Genomic DNA, 16,943 nt, shown 5'->3' with positions numbered 1-16,943 from the left:
GGCCAGCAGAACCCCAAGGAAACGTCCCCGTGCGTAATTTCTTCAAGACCGGCCGCTCCACCGTGTTCGCGCGCAGTGCGGCGGTGGCCACCTCCCATCCGCTCTCCAGCCTTGCCGCGCTCGACATGCTGCGCGCCGGCGGCAATGCGGTGGATGCCGCCATCACTGCCGTGGCCGTGCAGTGCGTGGTGGACCCGCACATGACCGGCATCGGCGGCGACTGCTTTGTGCTCTACACGCCGAAGGGCGCGAGCGCGCCCATCGCCCTCAACGGCTCCGGCAAGGCGCCGGCGGCGGCGAACGTGGACTGGTTCATCGAGCAGGGCATCACCGAGATCCCGCTCGATTCGCCCCATGCCGTCACCATTCCCGGCGCCATCGCCGCCTGGACGAAGCTGCTGGCGGACCACGGCACGCGCTCGCTGGCCGATGTGCTCGCCCCCGCCATCCGCCTCGCGGAAGAGGGCTATGTGGTGCAGCCCCGCGTGGCGCGCGACTGGGCGCAATATGCCCACCGCCTCCAGCGCGACGCGGTGAGCGTCGAGATCTTCCTGCCGGGCGGCAAAGCGCCGGGCCAGGGCGACGTCCACCGCCAGCCCAAGCTCGCCGCCACGCTGCGCAGGATCGCGGAAGGCGGGCGCGATGCCTTCTACACGGGCGAGGTGGCTGAGGATGCGGTGGCCCGCCTGAAGGAACTGGGCGGGCTCCACACGCTGGAGGATTTCGCTGCGGCCGAAGCGGAATATGTGACGCCCGTCACCACCAACTATCGCGGCTATGACGTCTATGAGTGCCCGCCCAATGGCCAGGGCCTCGGCGTGCTGATGATGCTGAACGCGCTGGAGGGCTATGACCTCTCGCCCGACGCCCTTGGGGAGGCGGATCGCATCCACCTCTTCGCGGAGATCAACAAGCAGGTCTATCACCACCGCGACCATCTGTTCGCGGACCCGGTTCAGGCCTCCGTGCCGGTCGCCGAACTGCTGTCGCCGGAATGGGCGGCCTTTGCCCGCTCGCGCGTGGACATGGCCAAGGCGGCCGATCCCATCGTGTGGCCGAAGGTGGCGCACACGGACACCGTCTATCTCTGCGTGGTGGACAAGGACGGCAACGCCATCTCGCTCATCAACTCCATCTTCCACCAGTTCGGCAGCTGCATCACGGCACCGAAGTCCGGCTTCCTGCTGCACAATCGCGGCGCGCAGTTCCGCCTCATCAAGGGCCACCCGAATGCCATCGGCCCCTCCAAGCGACCGCTGCACACCATCATTCCGGGCATGGTGATGAAGGACGGCAAGACCGTCGCGCCCTTCGGTGTCATGGGCGGGCAGTACCAGACCATGGGCCATGTGGAACTGCTGACCAACATCATCGATCGCGGCATGGACGTGCAGCAGGCCATGGAGGCGCCGCGCAGCTTTGCCTACAACGGTGCGCTGGAACTGGAGCCGGAATATGAACCCGGCCTGCTCGACGAGATGCTGAAGCGCGGCCACGCGGCCAAGTGGTCGGCGGACCCGCTGGGCGGCGCGCAGATGATCTGGATCGACCAGGAGACCGGCATCCTCGCCGCCGGTTCGGAACCCCGCAAGGACGGCATGGCGCTCGGCTACTGATGACGCCGGCGGGCGAGGCGCGGCAGATGCCTCTGCCCTGCTCGGAATCGCGAAGCGGCCGCCCCTGCGGCCGCTTCCACTGACGGCTCACCCGGCAGCGAACAGCTTCGCCTTCAGGGCATCCTGCGTGCGGCGGTAGTGCGCGCACAGCAGGGCGACCGCCGCATCGGCATCGCGCTCCAGAACAGCCTTGGCAATCTCGGCGTGCTCCGCCTGCGGATCGCGCACGGACAGTTCCAGAAGACCGGCGATCTGCCGGTAGCGGATGCTCTGGGTGAACAGGTGCTCGCAATATTCCATGAGGATGCTGGAGCCGCAGGGCGCCAGAAGCGTCCTGTGAAAGGCGTGGTGCAGCTTCTCCCACTCGGGATCAATGGCGGCCTGCCGGGTTCGGGCTGCCCGGTCCAGCCGGAAAAGCGCCAGCGTGACATCTTCCTCCCATGCGCCATCGCCGTGGGCGATGGCTTCCCGGAGCGCCCGTTCCTCGATCCAGCAGCGGCATCTGACGATGTCGTCATACTCATCCGCGCTGATGGGCTTCACCTGGAAGCCGCGCTGTTCGAGCCGCTCCACAAAGCCGAATGAGGTGAGCAGGTTGAGCGCCTCGCGAAGCGGGCTGGAGCCGACCTCATAGCTGCGGCACAGCTCGTCGATCTTCAGCTTCTGCCCGGGCGCCAGCCCACCACGGATGATGTCCTCCCGCAGCCGATGATAGAGCTGCATCGTCACCGTGCCGGGCGCGGCAGACACGGGGGCCGCCACATCATTGGCCGGAGTAGCGCCTTTTTCCGTGCTGTCGCTGTCGCTGCGGCGCCGGGGATCCATCTTCAAAAGACTCAACTCCACCCGAAAAGCGGCACGTGCGGTGCCGCACGGACACGCCATGGGCCGCGAAAAATATTCGCGAACCCGATCTGCGTCAATATATATTTTTTAAGCGCCACATATCAATTTTATACATAAAATCTGGCTGAATGGATTTTTAGCGATATAGTCTCGTCCTGCCGTCGCCGCCCATCGAGCGGAGCGCGACACGGCGAGACGATCAGTTTTGGGATCGCGGAAGGGACAGACATGAAGCTCGCAACATTCAAAATCGGCGCCCAGCCGACCTGGGGCGTCATCGCGGGAGATGAAGCACTCGACGTGGGCTCCGTGCTTCAGGACCGCTATGGAAGCCTGAAGGCCGTTCTGGCAGCCGATGCGCTGTCTCAGGTGGAAGCGGCCATGCCGCAGGCCGCGCGCCACCCCCTGTCGCAGATCACCTGGCTGCCGGTCATCCCGGATTCCAACAAGGTGCTCTGCATCGGCCTCAATTACGAGATGCACCGGCTGGAGACAGGGCGGGCCGTGGTGGAACACCCCACGGTGTTCACCCGCTTCGCCGACAGCCAGATCGGCCATCTGGCGGACATCATCCGACCGCGCGTGTCCCAGCACCTCGATTTCGAAGGTGAGCTTGCGATCATCATCGGCAAGCCCGGCCGCTACATCACGCGCGAGAACGCCTGGAGCCACATCGCCGGCTACAGCTGCTACAATGAAGGCAGCATCCGCGATTTCCAGCGCCACACCCACCAGTTCGCACCGGGCAAGAACTTCCCCGGCACCGGCGCCTTCGGCCCGTGGATGATGACGCCGGACGAGGCGGGCGACATCACCACCATGAAGCTGGAGACGCGGCTGAACGGGACGGTGGTGCAGGAAGCGCTCATCTCGCAGATGATCTTCGATATCCCCTGCCAGATCGAATATTGCTCCACCTTCACCAACCTCGAACCCGGCGACGTGATCGTCACGGGAACCCCGGGCGGCGTCGGTGCCAAGCGCACGCCGCCGCTTTGGATGAAGCCCGGCGACATCGTCGAGGTGGAGATCGATCGCCTCGGCCTCCTGCGCAATGGCGTTGCCGACGAAGCCTGACCGATGACGGCGGCGGATGGCAGGCCCCATCCGCAACCCCAAGCAGACCTGACGGGCGCGCGGCTCTCCAGCCGGACGTGAAGGCCGGCGCGCGCCCGCTTCTCCACATTCCGTCCGCCGGGGCCCTTCAAGGCTGCGCCGGCCAATAAACAACTCTGTAGGAGCGAGGAATGTCGACGCCAGCCTCTGCCGCGTCCCATGCGGCCACACCCTTACATCCAGCCTTCGATGGCCAGGCGGATATCAGCGCCCGGATCGAACGCCTGCCGATGACCCGGAAGGTCTTCTGGACCCGCAACATCATCGGCGCAGCGACCTTCTTCGATGGCTACACCGTCATTGCCATCGCCTATGCCATGCCGGTTCTGGTGAAGGAATGGGGGCTCTCGCCGCAGGAAATCGGCATGATCCTCTCGCTGGGCTACATCGGCCAGTTGGTGGGGGCGATCTTCTTCGGCTGGCTCGCGGAGCGGATTGGCCGGCTTCATGTGCTTCTGCTCACCATCTTGCTGTTCGTCAGCATGGACATCGCCTGCCTCACCGCATGGAGCGCCACCTCCATGATCGTGTTCCGCTTCCTGCAGGGCATCGGAACCGGCGGCGAGGTGCCGGTGGCCTCGGCTTACATCAACGAATATGTCGGAGCGCGGACGCGCGGGCGGTTCTTCCTGCTCTATGAGGTCATGTTCCTGCTCGGCCTCGTGGGCGCGGGAGTCATCGGCTATTTCCTTGTGCCGGTTTACGGTTGGCGGGCCATGTTCATCGTCGGGCTCGTGCCATCGGTGCTCATGATCCCGCTGCGCTGGTTCCTGTCCGAATCCCCGCGCTGGCTGGCCTCCCGTGGCCGCTATGCGGAGGCCGACCGCATCGTGTCCGATCTGGAGCGCAGCGCCACCGCTGCCGGCCATGTGCTGGAAGAGCCCCGCCCCCTCGCGCTGCGCCCCGCGCAGGCCGGCAAGGGCGACTGGCGGGAGCTGTTCCGGGGCATCTACCTGAAGCGCACGCTCATGATCTGGCCCCTGTGGTTCGCCACCCATGTGGTCAACAACGGCATGGCCACGTGGCTGCCCACGCTGTACCGGCAGGTGTTCAACCTGCCCCTCTCCACCAGCCTCGCCTACGGCTTCACCACATCGGGGGCCGGCGTTGTGGGTGCGCTCACCTGCGCCATGTTCATCGACAGGGTGGGTCGCAAGCGCTGGTACACCTACGCCCTGCTGCTCGCGGCGGTGCCGCTGGGCCTGCTCGGCTGGCTGGGCGCCACATCGGCCACGCAGGTGCTCGTCTTCGCGGCCATCACCTATGCCATCACCCAGAGCGTCACCTTCTCGCTCTATCTCTACTCGGCGGAGCTGTATCCCACCCGCATCCGCGCCATCGCCACCGGCTTCGGCAGCGCCTGGCTGCGGCTTGGATCATCGGCGGGTCCGCTGGTGGTGGGCGCGGTGCTCTCGGGCTTCGGCGCCATCCAGTGGGTGTTCGTCATCTTCTCGGCGCTCATCCTGGTGACCGGCGGGTTCGTCGGTGCCTTCGCCGTGGAGACCAAGGGGCGCGTTCTGGAGGAGCTTTCTCCTTAAACCGCACGGGGTGAACGAGGCTCCCACGCAAAAGGAAAGCCGGGACGGCGCTGACCGTCCCGGCTTTTTATGTCTTGCGGTCGGACTGGTAGCCCCGATGGGCCACCGGAGGCTCAGTCGTAATAGCCGGGGGCCTTCTTGAAGGACGGCCAGGCATCCGGATCATGGCCCGTCACGACCTGCGCGCCCGTGCGCTCGGCCAGCGTACGCAGCTTCTGCACCGAACGAACCGTATCGACGGTGGAGGCGAGGAAGCCGGGCAGGGCTTGCTCGTTCCAATGGTCCAGCGTATAGGCGGCGTCGATGGTCAGCAGCAGCGGGCCGGACTTCGGCAGGCGCACCAGGAAGGACTGGTGCCCCGGTGCATGGCCGGGCGAGAAGACCGTGGTGAGCGTGCCGTCACCATAGATGTCGTAATAGTCATCCACGTCGGCGTTCAGGAACTGCCAGCGCAGGCCGGGACGATCGAAATCCTTGCGGATATAGCCGCCGCCGGCGAACCAGTCCGGTGTGAAGGCGTATTCGTATTCGCGCCGCTGCACGATGTGCGTGGCGTTCGGGAAGCGGCCGATGGCGCCGGTGTGGTCGAGATGCAGGTGCGACTGCACCACATACTTCACATCCGCCGGATCGATGCCGAGCGCCTTCACCTGCGCCTCGCAGCCCTCGTCCTCGCGCATCACCGGCCAGTAGACGTCGCAGACGCCGCCCCAGTGTCCGCGCGGGTCGGTGGCGACTTCCACCGCATTGCCGCCATCGATGATGGTGTGGCCCTTGGGGTGGGTGATGAGGAAGAAGGGCACCGGGATCTCATAGTCCGCGCCGTTGCCCTGGTTCATCTTGATGTTGTGAACCTTGCACTTCAGCGAGCCAGACTGAAGCATATAGAGGCGGATGTCGGTCATGGTTTCCTCCAATGGTCCCCCGTCACCGGCACGCGGCCAATGCGGGGGGATTTCGATTGTCCGAGAAGGAGAGAAGGCGCCGGCGCCGCGCGCCGGGGCCATCGATGCTCAGAACGCTTCGCGATAGAGCGCGAGTGCGTCGGCTTCCGTCACCTCGACGGGATTGTTCACCAGCAGGCGCGTCTGCTTCATGGCGTCGGAGGCCAGCATGGCGAGGGTGTTGTCGGTCACGCCCACATCGCGCAGGCGGCGGGGCGCGCCGCTCTCGTCCATGAGCTTCTGCATGGTGGCGACGAACACATCCGCCCGCGCCTCCGCGCCGCCCGCTCCGGGGCCGGCGATCACGTCCGCCAGTTCCGCATAGAGCGGGGCGGCGGCCTTGGCGTTGAAGCGCAGCACCGGGCCGAGCATCAGCGCATTGGAGAGGCCGTGCGGCACGTGATAGTGCCCGCCCAGCGGATAGGCGAGCGCATGGACGGCGGCCACCGGCGAATTGGCGAAGGCCTGGCCCGCCAGCATGGCGCCCAGCAGCATGGCCTCGCGCGCCTTGCGGTTCGTGCCGTCCTTGCAGGCGGCGATGAGGTTGGCAGAGAGAAGGCGCAGCGCCTCGCGGGCCAGAGCGTCGGAGACCGGGTTCTTCTTGTGGCGGCTGGTGTAAGCCTCGATGGCGTGCACCATGGCGTCGATGCCCGTGGCCGCCGTATGCACCGCCGGCAGGCCCACGGTGAGTTCGCCGTCCAGCAGCACGAAGTCCGCATAGAGCTGGGGCGAGACGACGCCCATCTTGGTGGTCTCGCCAGTGGTGAGGATGGTGATGTTGGTCACCTCCGAGCCTGTGCCGGCGGTGGTGGGCACCTGGATGAGCGGCAGGCGCGAGCCCTGCACCTTGCCGATGCCATAGAGGTCGGCCAGCGGCTGCTCGGAGACGAGGAGCACGGCCGCGAGCTTCGCCACGTCCAGCGAGGAGCCGCCGCCGAGGCCGATGACGATATCCACGCCCGCCGCCTTCGCCTTGGCGACGCAGGCGAGCAGCACATGCTCCGGCGGGTCCGCCACCACTTCGTCGAACAGCGTCACGGCAAAGCCGCTCGCCTCAAGGCTGGCGACGATGGGCGCGATGATGCCGGCCTTCACCAGCCCGCCGTCGGTGACGAGCAGCACCTTGCGTGCAGCAAAGCGCGCGCCGACCACCTCGCCAAGGCGCTTGGCGCCCGACCATTCAAGCTGGATGGCGGGAACGGTGCGGAATTCAAACGGATTGAGACCGTCGCTCATGGGGGTCCTCCTTCCTCACAGGGCGTGCCTTGACCGGCACGATGGGGCGGCTTCGCGCCGCCGCTTTATGAATGCGGAATGGTGATCTGGGGCCGGGACGAGACGATCCGTCTCCCACGGCGCATGGCACGCGGCCGGCCCCATGCGGGGCCAGCAGGGGTCGCTGTCTCAGCCCACCGCCGAGCAGAGATATTTGATCTCGAGATATTCCTCGATGCCGTACTTCGAGCCTTCCCGGCCGATGCCGGACTGCTTCACGCCGCCGAAGGGCGCGACCTCGTTGGAGATGAGGCCCGTGTTGTGCCCCACCATGCCGTATTCCAGCCCCTCCGCCACCCGCCAGGCGCGGCGGGCGTTCTCAGTGAAGAAATAGGCCGCAAGACCGAATTCCGTATCGTTGGCGAGGAAGATCGCCTCCTCCTCCGTCTCGAAACGGAAGAGCGGGGCGACGGGGCCGAAAGTCTCCTCGCGGGCGACGCGCATGTCGGAAGTGACGCCGGTCAGCACCGTCGGCTCATAGAAGGTGCCGCCGAGGGCGTGCATCTTTCCGCCCAGCACAATGGTCGCGCCCTTCTCCACCGCATCCGCCACATGCGCCTTCACCTTGGCGATGGCGTCCTCATCGATGAGCGGGCCGATGAGGACGCCGGGCTCGGTGCCCACGCCCACGGGCAACTGCTTCACGCGCTCCGCGAGGCGGGCGGCGAAGGCGTCATAGATGCCGGCCTGCACATAAAAGCGGTTGGCGCAGACACAGGTCTGGCCGGCGTTGCGATATTTCGAGGCGATGGCGCCTTCCACGGCCGCCTCAAGGTCCGCATCATCGAACACGATGAAGGGCGCGTTGCCGCCGAGCTCCAGCGACAGGCGCTTGATGGTGGGGGCGCACTGGCTCATCAAGATGCGGCCCACTTCCGTTGAGCCGGTGAAGGAGAGCTTGCGCACGACATCGCTGCCGGTGAGCACGCCGCCCACCTCCCGCGCATCGCCCGTCACCACCTGGATGACGCCGGCCGGAATGCCGGCCTCCTGCGCCAGAACGCCCAGCGCCAGCGCGGTGAGCGGGGTCTGTTCCGCCGGCTTGATGATCATGACGCAACCCGCCGCAAGCGCCGGCGCGGCCTTGCGGGTAATCATGGCGGCAGGGAAATTCCAGGGCGTGATGGCTGCGGTGACGCCCACCGGCTGCTTCAGCACGATGAGCCGCTTGTCCGTTGTGGGAGCCGGGATCACGTCCCCATAGACGCGCTTTCCCTCTTCCGCGAACCATTCGATGAAGGAGGCGGCATAGACGACCTCGCCCTTCGCCTCCGCCAGCGGCTTGCCCTGCTCTGCGGTCATGAGGGCCGCAAGGTCATCGGCATTGGCGATGATGAGGTCGAACCAGCGGCGCAGCAGCGCGGAGCGCTCCTTCGCAGCCTTGCGCGACCACGGACCGAACGCCGCCTGGGCGGCATCGACCGCCTCGCGCACCTCGGAGGCAGAGAGGTCCGGCACATGACCGACCAACGCCCCGTTTGCCGGATTATGAACGACAATATGCGCGTTGCTCGCCGCCTTGCGCCACGCGCCGTTGATGAGACAGGCGTCCTGATGCAGCGACGGATTTTTGAGATGCAGCACGCGGTCTCTCCCTGACGCTTCCCAAGTTCAATTAGTTGAACTATGTTCTTTGTAATGAACTATTTATCGACCAAGCTCGTTCGTCAAGGGTGTGATCATGGCAACTGACGGTTTGACTTCTCCCGGGGACAGCGTGCCGGCGCTGCGGCGGGCCGTGCGCATCCTCGACCATGTGGGCAGTGCGAATGCGCCCCTGACGGCAGCGGAAATCACCCGCGCGCTTGCACTGCCCAAGAGCAGTGCGCACGGGCTCATTTCGGCACTGCTGGACCTCGGGCTTCTCGACCGGGCAAGCGAGGGTACCTACCGCCTCGGACCGCATATCATGCGCTGGGCAAGCGGCTTCCTGGGCCAATCGGATCTGGTGGGAGAGTTCAGACGTGTCTTCGCCGACGTGCCGGCGTTGGAGAACTACACCATCACCCTGACGCGGCTCGAAGGGCCGGACGTGGTCTATCTGGCGTGCCGCAACAGCGCGGCACCGCTCGGCTTCACCTTCCGCATCGGGATGCGCCTGCCGGCGCCATTCACCGCCACGGGAAAGGCCATGCTGAGCACTTTCTCACCGGAAAAGGTGCGCGCCCTGCTCGCCGGACCATGGCCCGAGCGTCTCACCTCCAACAGCACGCCCTCGCTGCCAGCCCTGCTCGAAGAGATGGAGGCGACCCGCGCCCGCGGCTATTCCATCGACGACGGCCAGATCCGGGAAGGCATGGTGTGCATCGGCATCCCGGTGCGCGATTACACGGGCGGCACCGTGGCGGGCATCGCCATCAGCCTGCTGGAAGCCGAGGCCTCGCGGGAGCGGATGGACGAGCTGGGGGCCGGCCTGCAGCGGATCGCCTCGGCCCTGTCCACACGGCTCGGTGCCGACCGTGGCGCCTGAAAGGGAAGGGGCGCAGCGCCCGCACGCCGCGCCCTTGCTCGCATCGACCGGGGGAGAGGAAGGCCGAGGCGAGGCGGGTCCTTGAGACGCCTGCTGCTCAGGCTTCCTTGAAGCCGTATTCCGGCGTGCCCTGCTCCGCGCCATAGTATTTGTAGGGCAGGAACTTGCCGGACATGGTGATCTTCACCCGGTCGCCCTTGGGATTTTCGAGACGGCCGATATCGATGTCGAAGTCGATGGCCGACATGATGCCGTCGCCAAACTCTTCCTCGATCAGGGCCTTCCACGCCGGGCCGTTCACCATCACCATCTCGTAGAAGCGATAGATCAGCGGATCGGTGGGGGGCATGGGCGTGCCGCGATAAGGCACCTCGTTGAGCATGCGCTCCTCCACCTCGGAGAGGCCGAACAACTCGGCCGCAGCCCGGGCGAGCGGCTTCACCAGCTTCATCTGGCCGAGCAGCGCGCCCACCACGAGCACCGGCGACATGCCGCCGATCTCATCGGTGATGTATTTCCAGGTCCAGCCCTTCTCGCGCTTGATGTCGAGGATCTTCTCGGTGAGTTGTTCACGCTTCATGTGACGCGCTCCTATGGTCGTTTCTTGGGGTCTTCATGCGACATCGGCTCCCGTGCGCACACGGGCCGGCAAAAGCCCGCTCCCGGAAACAGGAGAGGGAAGGATGACACGGCGACCGGCACCGGCGGCCCAGCGCGACGATGCCCCGCTAGACGACGGATCTCCGGGTGGCCGGAAGGACGGGCTCACCCGCCAGCGACGGCCGCACCACGGGCGGGCGGCGGCGGTCGTAGCCCGCTGGCAGGCTATTCTTGAAGGTGCGCGAGCGCTCCACCAGAAAGTCGATGAGGTGGTTGCGCACGGCGTAGAAGTCCGGCTGCTTGTGCAGATCGAGCCGCCGGCGCTCGCGCGGCAGCGGATTGTCCACGATCTCGGCAATGCAGGCCTGCGGCCCGTTGGTCATCAGAACGATGCGGTCTGCAAGGTAGATGGCCTCGTCCACATCATGGGTGATCATGAAGACCGTCTGCCCGCTCTCAAGGCAGATGCGCCGCACCTCGTCCTGCAGCGTGCCGCGCGTCAGGGCATCGAGAGCGGAGAAGGGCTCGTCCATGAGCAGCATCTTCGGCTCGATGGAGAGCGCGCGGGCGATGCCCACGCGCTGCTTCATGCCGCCGGAGAGTTCGGCGGGCTTCTTGTGCTCCGAGCCCTTGAGGCCCACGAGTTCCACGAAGCGTTCCGCATGGGCGCGCACCCTGTCGCGCGACCAGTCGCGATGGCGGGAGGCCACCGCATAGGCGACATTGCCGAGGACGCTTTTCCAGGGCAGCAGCGCATGACTCTGGAAGATCACCGCCCGGTCGAGGGAGGGCCCCTCGATGGCCCGGCCATCCATGATGACCGCGCCGTCGTCAGGCGCCTCGAGCCCGGACAGGATGTTGAGGACCGTGGTCTTGCCGCAGCCGGAATGGCCAATGATGCAGGCGAACTCGCCCTTGTTCATGGAGAACCAAAGGTCCTCGAACACGGTGGTCTCGCCCTTTGCCGAGGGAAAGCGACGGGCAATGCCCTCGATGGAGAGATAACGCTCGCCCATGGCCTACTCCGGGAAGGTCACGAGCCGCGCGACCGCAGCAAGGATCTGATCGAGGATCATGCCGACGACACCGATCACCAGGATCGCAATGATGACATTGGTGATCGAGAGGTTATTCCACTCGTTCCAGACGAAATAGCCGATACCGGTGCCGCCCACGAGCATCTCGGCCGCCACGATCACCAGCCAGGCGATGCCGATGGAGATCCGCATGCCGGTGAGGATGGTGGGCGCCGCGGCGGGCAGGATGACGGTGGAGGCGCGCTTCAGCGGCCCCACCTCCAGCGTGCGGGCGACATTCAGCCACTCCTTGCGCACGCTGGCGACACCGAAGGCGGTGTTGATCAGCATCGGCCACACCGAGCAGATGAAGATGACGAACACCGCCGAAATGCTGGAATCCTTGATGGTATAGAGGGCGAGCGGCATCCAGGCGAGGGGCGAGATGGGTTTCATAACCTGGATGAAGGGATCGAGCGCCCGGCTCATGAGCGGCGACATGCCGATGACAAAGCCGAGCGGGATCGCCACTGCCACGGCAAGACCATAGCCGCCAAGCACCCGGGCCAGCGAGAAGGCGAGCTGGATGCCGAGGCCTTTGTCGTTCGGTCCCTTGTCATAGAAGGGGTTGGAGAGCAGCGTCCAGAGCTGCCGCCCCACCTCCACCGGGCTGGGCATGGCCGATTTGCCGGCAGTGGCGGTCAGCCCCATCAGCTTGGCATATTCCGGGTCCATCCCCGCCGGCAGGCTGGCGGAGCCCCCGCCGAAACCGGCGGTGGCCGCCTGCCAGGCGAGCAGGAAGACGGCAAGGATCAGGACCGACAGCAACCCGGCCCTGAGACGCAGCGGCAGCCCCATGGCGTCAGGCCCGCTTGATGGCGAAGCTCGCCACATAGTCTTCGGGCTTGGCCGGATCGAAGGGCTTGCCCATCACCGAGAAGGTCTTGGTCGCGGAAGCCGGCGGCGTCAGACCCATCTCCTTCATCACCTTGGAGGCCTCGGTGGCGAGGAAGACCTTCTTCGCGATGCCCTGATAATCCACCTCGCCCTTCACCTGCCCCCAGCGCTTCATCTGGGTGAGGATCCACACCGCGAAGCTCTCATAGGGGAAGGGATCGAATGAGATGCGGTCGGGATCCTTCTTGATGTTGCCGAGGCCGTCCGCATAGGTGCCGGTGAGCACCTGCTCCAGAACGATGGGCGGCGCGTTGAGATAATTGGCCGGGGCGATGGCGTCGGCGATCTCCTTGCGGTTCTCCGGCTTCTGCGCATAGGCGCTGGCGTCGATGATGGCGCGCAGCAGCGCCGCATAGGTGTTCGGATTGGCGGTCACGAACTCCTGGCTGGCGGTGAAGGAGCAGCAGGGGTGCCCGTCCCAGATTTCCTTGGAGAGGATGTGGATGAAGCCCACACCGTCATAGACCGCCCTCTGGGCCACATTATCGGGCGCCAGGAAGCCGTCGATATTGTCCGCGCGCAGGTTGGCGACCATCTCCGGCGGCGGCACGGAGCGGATCTGCACATCCGTGTCGGGATCGATGCCGTTCTCCGCCAGATAATAGCGCAGCAGGTAATTGTGCATGGAATAATCGAAGGGCACGGCGAGTTTCATGCCCTTCCAGTCCTTCGGATTGCGCTTGTCCTTGTGCTTCATGGCGAGCGTGATCGCCTGCCCGTTCACATTCTCGATGGCCGGGACGGAGAAGGGAATGGGATTGGAGCCAAGGCCCATCGAGATGGCGATGGGCATGGGCGAGAGCATGTGCGCGGCGTCATATTCCTTGTTGATGGTCTTGTCGCGCACCACCGCCCAGCCGGCGGTCTTCACCACGTCCACATTGAGCCCCTGCTTGGTATAGAAGCCGAGCGGGTGGGCCATGATGATGGGCGTGGCGCAGGTGATCGGGATGAAGCCGATCTTGAGATCCTTTTTCTCAATGGCCCCGGCGCCCTGCGCGAATGCGTCCGTCACCGCCCCGAGATTGAGGAAGGGCGCGAGCGCAGCCGCCACCGAGGAGCCGCCGATGGCCTTGAGGAAGGCGCGGCGCTGCACCGCCTGCGGAAAGAGGGCCTGAAGCACGGTCTTCTCGACGGCACCCGCATAACGCGCTTCCGCGTCACGCGCGGCGGCCGCGCCGTCATGTTCGGCCGCGGAGCGATGCCGGCCGCAGGAGCAGCCGGAGAACAGGCGTGAAAACCGCCGCACAGGATCAAAGCTCGCCATGAACCGCCTCGCTCGCAGAAGGAGATGCCGGAGTGGGTCCTTACGCTAAGCAAGCGACGTGCCAGCGCCCACCGAGCCGTGCGATCAAGGACCGCGAAGGATTTCAAGCCAGCGACTGGATTTACGATTTTTCGTGATTTACGATATTTCAGATCCCACTGGCGAAAATTCGTAATGACGATCCCGCAGGCCGCACTGCTCGCTGCGCAGTTGCCGGAGACAGCAACGCCGCCCTCGCCTTTCGGCCCGGCCTTCCTGCACGGCGCCGAACCGGCGCTGGTGGTCGATCTCGAGACCGCGCGCATCCGCGACGCCAATGCCGCCGCCTGTCGGCTGCTGGGCCACTGGCGCCTCGCACTGCAAGGGATGACTGTGTTCGACCTGCATCCGCAGCAGACCGGGCCGCTCATCGTCTTCACGCAGGCGGTGCTGGAACGGGGCAGCTTCTGGACCCGCACGCTCCAGCCCCAGCACGCCGACGGCCGGCAGCTGGACGTAGAGTGTGCCGGCACGCTTATGCCCACCGCAGAGGGCCGGCTGCTCCTGCTCACCCTCTGCGATCTCGACGCCCGCCACCGGCGCGATCTAGAGGCGCGGGCCGAGGCCTTCATGCACGAAGGTCTTGCGGAATGGCAGCGGGCCGACCGGCTGTTCGCGGACATCGAGCGCGAGAACCGGCTCATCCTGAGGGCGGTGGGCGAAGGCATCTATGGGGTGAATGCGGAAGGCCGCACCACCTTCGTCAATCCCGCCGCCGAGCAGATCCTCGGCTGGACGGCAGAGGAGATGATCGGCCGCGACATGCACGCCATGGTGCATCACCATCATCACGACGGCTCGGCCTATCCGAACACCGCATGCCCCATCTATGCGGCCTTCCGCGATGGCGCCGTCCACCACGTGGAGAACGAGGTGTTCTGGCATCGCTCCGGCCGGCCGGTGTGGGTGGAATACACCTCAACCCCGCTGCGCGACCGGGGCCGCCTCATCGGTGCCGTGGTGGTGTTCCGCGATGTGACGCAGAAGCGGGAGGCCAACGAGCAGCTTCGGGCCGCGCTGGCCGAGGTGGATCGCCTGCGCGAGCGGCTGGAGATGGAGAATGCCTACCTTCAGGAGGAAATCCGCGCCGAGACCAGCCATCGCGGCATCATCGGCCGCTCGGAGGCCATCAAGAAGGTGCTGAGGCAGGTGGACCTTGTCGCCCCGACCGACGCCACCGTCCTCATCACGGGCGAGAGCGGCACCGGCAAGGAGCTGATCGCCCGCGCCATCCACGATGCATCGGAGCGACGGGAGCGCCCGCTCATCCGCGTCAATTGCGCGGCCATCCCGCGCGAGCTGTTCGAGAGCGAGTTCTTCGGCCATGTGCGCGGCGCCTTCACCGGTGCCCTGCGCGATCGCGTCGGCCGGTTCGAGCTGGCCGACCGGGGCACGCTCTTCCTCGATGAGGTGGGCGAGATTCCGCTGGAGCTCCAGTCCAAGTTGCTGCGGGTGCTTCAGGAGGGCCAGTTCGAGCGCATCGGCGAGGAACGCACGCGGCAGGTGGATGTGCGCATCATCGCCGCCACCAATCGCGACCTGAAGGCCGCCGTGCGGGCCGGGCGCTTCCGGGAGGACCTGTTCTACCGGCTCGACGTCATGCCCATCGAATCCGTGCCCCTGCGCGAGCGGCGGGAGGACATCCCGCTCCTTGCGGCGCATTTCCTCGACGGCGTGCGGCGCAAGCCGGCCGATGGACCGCTCCAGCTCAGCGCCGGCGACATGCGCCGCCTCCAGACCTATGACTGGCCCGGCAATGTCCGCGAGCTTCAGAACGTGATCGAGCGCGGCATCATCCTCGCGCGCAATGGCCGCCTGCACATCGATCTGCCGGATCGCGAGGCCCCTGCCACCGCGCAGCCGGTGCCGCCGTCCGCCGAACTGGAAACCGAGGCCGACCGCCGCCTGCGGCTGCGGGCCAGCATCCTCGCGGCGCTTGAGGCGGCGGGCGGCAAGGTCTCCGGTCCCGGCGGGGCTGCCGAACGCCTCGGCCTCAAGCCGACGACCCTCGCCTCCCGCATGAAGACGCTCGGGATCGCGCCGGGGCGTGCCTCACGCTCCGGCGCCTGAAACGGTCGCAGACGCTCACCCTTCGGCAGCGATTCGTCGGCAGTGGTTGAGCGCGGCTTCGATGAGGTTATCGCTGGCCTCCGGCGTGCGGAAGGCGGAATGGGCGGAGAGCGTCACGTTCTCGAGCGTCGTGAAGGGGTGATCCGCCGGCAGCGGCTCGGTCACAAAGACGTCGAGCCCCGCATGGCGCACGTGGCCGGACTTCAGCGCCTCCACCAGCGCCTCTTCGTCGATCAGGGCGCCGCGCGCCGTGTTCACGAGGATGACGCCGGGCTTGAGCTGCGCGAGCCGTTCGCGGGAAAGGAAGCCGCGCGTCTCGTCATTGAGCAGGAGATGCAGGGACACCACGTCGCTCTCGGCGAGCAGCGTCTCCAGCGGGACGAAAGTCACGCCCGGCTCGTCCTTCGGCGTGCGGTTCCAGGCGATGACGCGCATGCCCGCGCCCTTGGCGAGGCGCGCCATCTCGGCGCCGATACCGCCATAGCCAATGAGGCCGATGGTCTTGCCGGTGAGTTCCACGCCGTCGGTCCGCAGCCATTTTCCGGCCCGCACGCCACGGTCCATGTAAGCGAAGCCCTTGGCCGCGGCCCACATCAAGGCGAAGGCGCATTCGGCCACCGCCGTGTCGCCATAGCCCTTGATGATGTGGACGGAGATGCCGAGCGCTGCCAGTTCCTCCGGGTTCATGTAGCTGCGCGCGCCGGTGCCGAGGAAGACCACATGCTTCAGCCCGTTGCAGGTGCGGGCGATGTCGGTGGGCAAGGCGGTGTGGTCGATGATGGCGATCTCGGCGCCATCGAGCACGGCGGGCAGTTCGGCCGGCGTCACGTCCGGATTGCGATGGATGCCGAGGGGAATGTCGTCGGCACGGTGCAGCCGCTCGGCTACGCCGGCGAGGGTCGGGCTGGCATCCACGAATACGGCACGCATCGGCAACTCCTCGGCGAAGAAAACCTCAAGGCGGGCATCTGCCCGTCAGCCGTTCTAGAGCGAGGCCTTGCGCTTGGGTAGCGATGCGGACGCCTCGTGTGGCAGAACACCCACGCCCGCCCTCACCACGCCACCTCCTTCCGCGTGCAGAGGAACCGGCTTGCGCGCCGGAGCTTTAACCTTGTTCGGCGGCAGGGGTTGTCGGGGGGCGCCGGAAGGTCCCTAGCTGTCCTGGCGCAAGGTTCAATTCAGCAAATGC

The 16,943-nt window shown here is 66.2% G+C and carries 14 protein-coding genes; 5 read left to right on the top strand and 9 right to left on the bottom strand.

The features are described 5' to 3' along the window. The first annotated feature begins 29 nt into the window (after positions 1-29). Complete coding sequence (ggt, locus tag DFO45_RS24310; RefSeq protein ID WP_133866907.1) at positions 30-1,616, top strand: gamma-glutamyltransferase; 1,587 nt, start codon at positions 30-32, stop codon at positions 1,614-1,616. Between the two features lie 87 nt (positions 1,617-1,703). Here ggt and DFO45_RS24305 read toward each other — a convergent pair whose 3' ends face one another. Then, the gene (locus DFO45_RS24305; RefSeq protein ID WP_245518253.1) at positions 1,704-2,441 is read right to left on the bottom strand and encodes a GntR family transcriptional regulator; all 738 of its coding nucleotides are present in this window, start codon (positions 2,439-2,441) and stop codon (positions 1,704-1,706) included. Between the two features lie 249 nt (positions 2,442-2,690). Between DFO45_RS24305 and DFO45_RS24300 the strand changes: the two genes are divergently transcribed. Together DFO45_RS24300 and DFO45_RS24295 are read left to right on the top strand one after the other, a co-directional pair. Beyond that, positions 2,691-3,539, top strand: a complete 849-nt coding sequence (locus DFO45_RS24300; protein ID WP_133866905.1) for a fumarylacetoacetate hydrolase family protein — start codon at positions 2,691-2,693, stop codon at positions 3,537-3,539. A gap of 170 nt (positions 3,540-3,709) precedes the next feature. Then, positions 3,710-5,116, top strand: coding sequence for an MFS transporter (locus DFO45_RS24295; RefSeq protein WP_133866904.1), 1,407 nt, complete (start codon positions 3,710-3,712; stop codon positions 5,114-5,116). 113 nt (positions 5,117-5,229) lie between these two features. On the opposite strand, the gene attM is transcribed toward DFO45_RS24295, so the two are convergent. The 3 genes from attM to DFO45_RS24280 all read right to left on the bottom strand — a co-directional run bounded on the left by attM (position 5,230) and on the right by DFO45_RS24280 (position 8,919). Then, positions 5,230-6,021, bottom strand: coding sequence for an N-acyl homoserine lactonase AttM (gene attM / locus DFO45_RS24290; RefSeq protein WP_166657246.1), 792 nt, complete (start codon positions 6,019-6,021; stop codon positions 5,230-5,232). 108 nt (positions 6,022-6,129) lie between these two features. Further along, positions 6,130-7,296, bottom strand: a complete 1,167-nt coding sequence (locus DFO45_RS24285; protein WP_133866903.1) for an iron-containing alcohol dehydrogenase — start codon at positions 7,294-7,296, stop codon at positions 6,130-6,132. Positions 7,297-7,464: 168 nt separating this feature from the next. Next, positions 7,465-8,919, bottom strand: coding sequence for an NAD-dependent succinate-semialdehyde dehydrogenase (locus DFO45_RS24280; protein WP_133866902.1), 1,455 nt, complete (start codon positions 8,917-8,919; stop codon positions 7,465-7,467). Positions 8,920-9,016: 97 nt separating this feature from the next. Here DFO45_RS24280 and DFO45_RS24275 point away from each other — a divergent pair, with 97 nt between their 5' ends. Continuing rightward, complete coding sequence (locus DFO45_RS24275) at positions 9,017-9,805, top strand: IclR family transcriptional regulator (RefSeq protein ID WP_133866901.1); 789 nt, start codon at positions 9,017-9,019, stop codon at positions 9,803-9,805. A gap of 97 nt (positions 9,806-9,902) precedes the next feature. Here the strand turns inward: DFO45_RS24275 and cynS are convergent, their stop codons facing one another. The 4 genes from cynS to DFO45_RS24255 all read right to left on the bottom strand — a co-directional run bounded on the left by cynS (position 9,903) and on the right by DFO45_RS24255 (position 13,645). Next, positions 9,903-10,385, bottom strand: a complete 483-nt coding sequence (cynS, locus tag DFO45_RS24270) for a cyanase (protein ID WP_133866900.1) — start codon at positions 10,383-10,385, stop codon at positions 9,903-9,905. 148 nt (positions 10,386-10,533) lie between these two features. Next, positions 10,534-11,421 (bottom strand): ABC transporter ATP-binding protein, encoded by an 888-nt coding sequence (locus tag DFO45_RS24265; RefSeq protein WP_133866899.1) that lies wholly within the window; start codon positions 11,419-11,421, stop codon positions 10,534-10,536. A gap of 3 nt (positions 11,422-11,424) precedes the next feature. Beyond that, positions 11,425-12,279 carry a nitrate ABC transporter permease gene (gene ntrB, locus DFO45_RS24260; protein WP_133866898.1) on the bottom strand — a complete coding sequence of 285 codons (855 nt, stop codon included), beginning with the start codon at positions 12,277-12,279 and terminating at the stop codon, positions 11,425-11,427. A gap of 4 nt (positions 12,280-12,283) precedes the next feature. Further along, positions 12,284-13,645 (bottom strand): CmpA/NrtA family ABC transporter substrate-binding protein, encoded by a 1,362-nt coding sequence (locus DFO45_RS24255; RefSeq protein ID WP_133866897.1) that lies wholly within the window; start codon positions 13,643-13,645, stop codon positions 12,284-12,286. A gap of 174 nt (positions 13,646-13,819) precedes the next feature. Here DFO45_RS24255 and DFO45_RS24250 point away from each other — a divergent pair, with 174 nt between their 5' ends. Then, entirely contained in the window at positions 13,820-15,754 is a 1,935-nt protein-coding gene (locus DFO45_RS24250; RefSeq protein WP_133866896.1) for a sigma 54-interacting transcriptional regulator, read from the top strand. 15 nt (positions 15,755-15,769) lie between these two features. Here the strand turns inward: DFO45_RS24250 and DFO45_RS24245 are convergent, their stop codons facing one another. Beyond that, positions 15,770-16,684 carry an NAD(P)-dependent oxidoreductase gene (locus DFO45_RS24245; protein ID WP_133866895.1) on the bottom strand — a complete coding sequence of 305 codons (915 nt, stop codon included), beginning with the start codon at positions 16,682-16,684 and terminating at the stop codon, positions 15,770-15,772. Between the last annotated feature and the right edge of the window lie 259 nt (positions 16,685-16,943).

Source organism: Azorhizobium sp. AG788 (assembly GCF_004364705.1).
GTDB lineage: Bacteria > Pseudomonadota > Alphaproteobacteria > Rhizobiales > Xanthobacteraceae > Azorhizobium > Azorhizobium caulinodans.
Note: the sequence above shows the minus strand (reverse complement) of the source record. Positions and strands in the feature narration are given on the sequence as shown.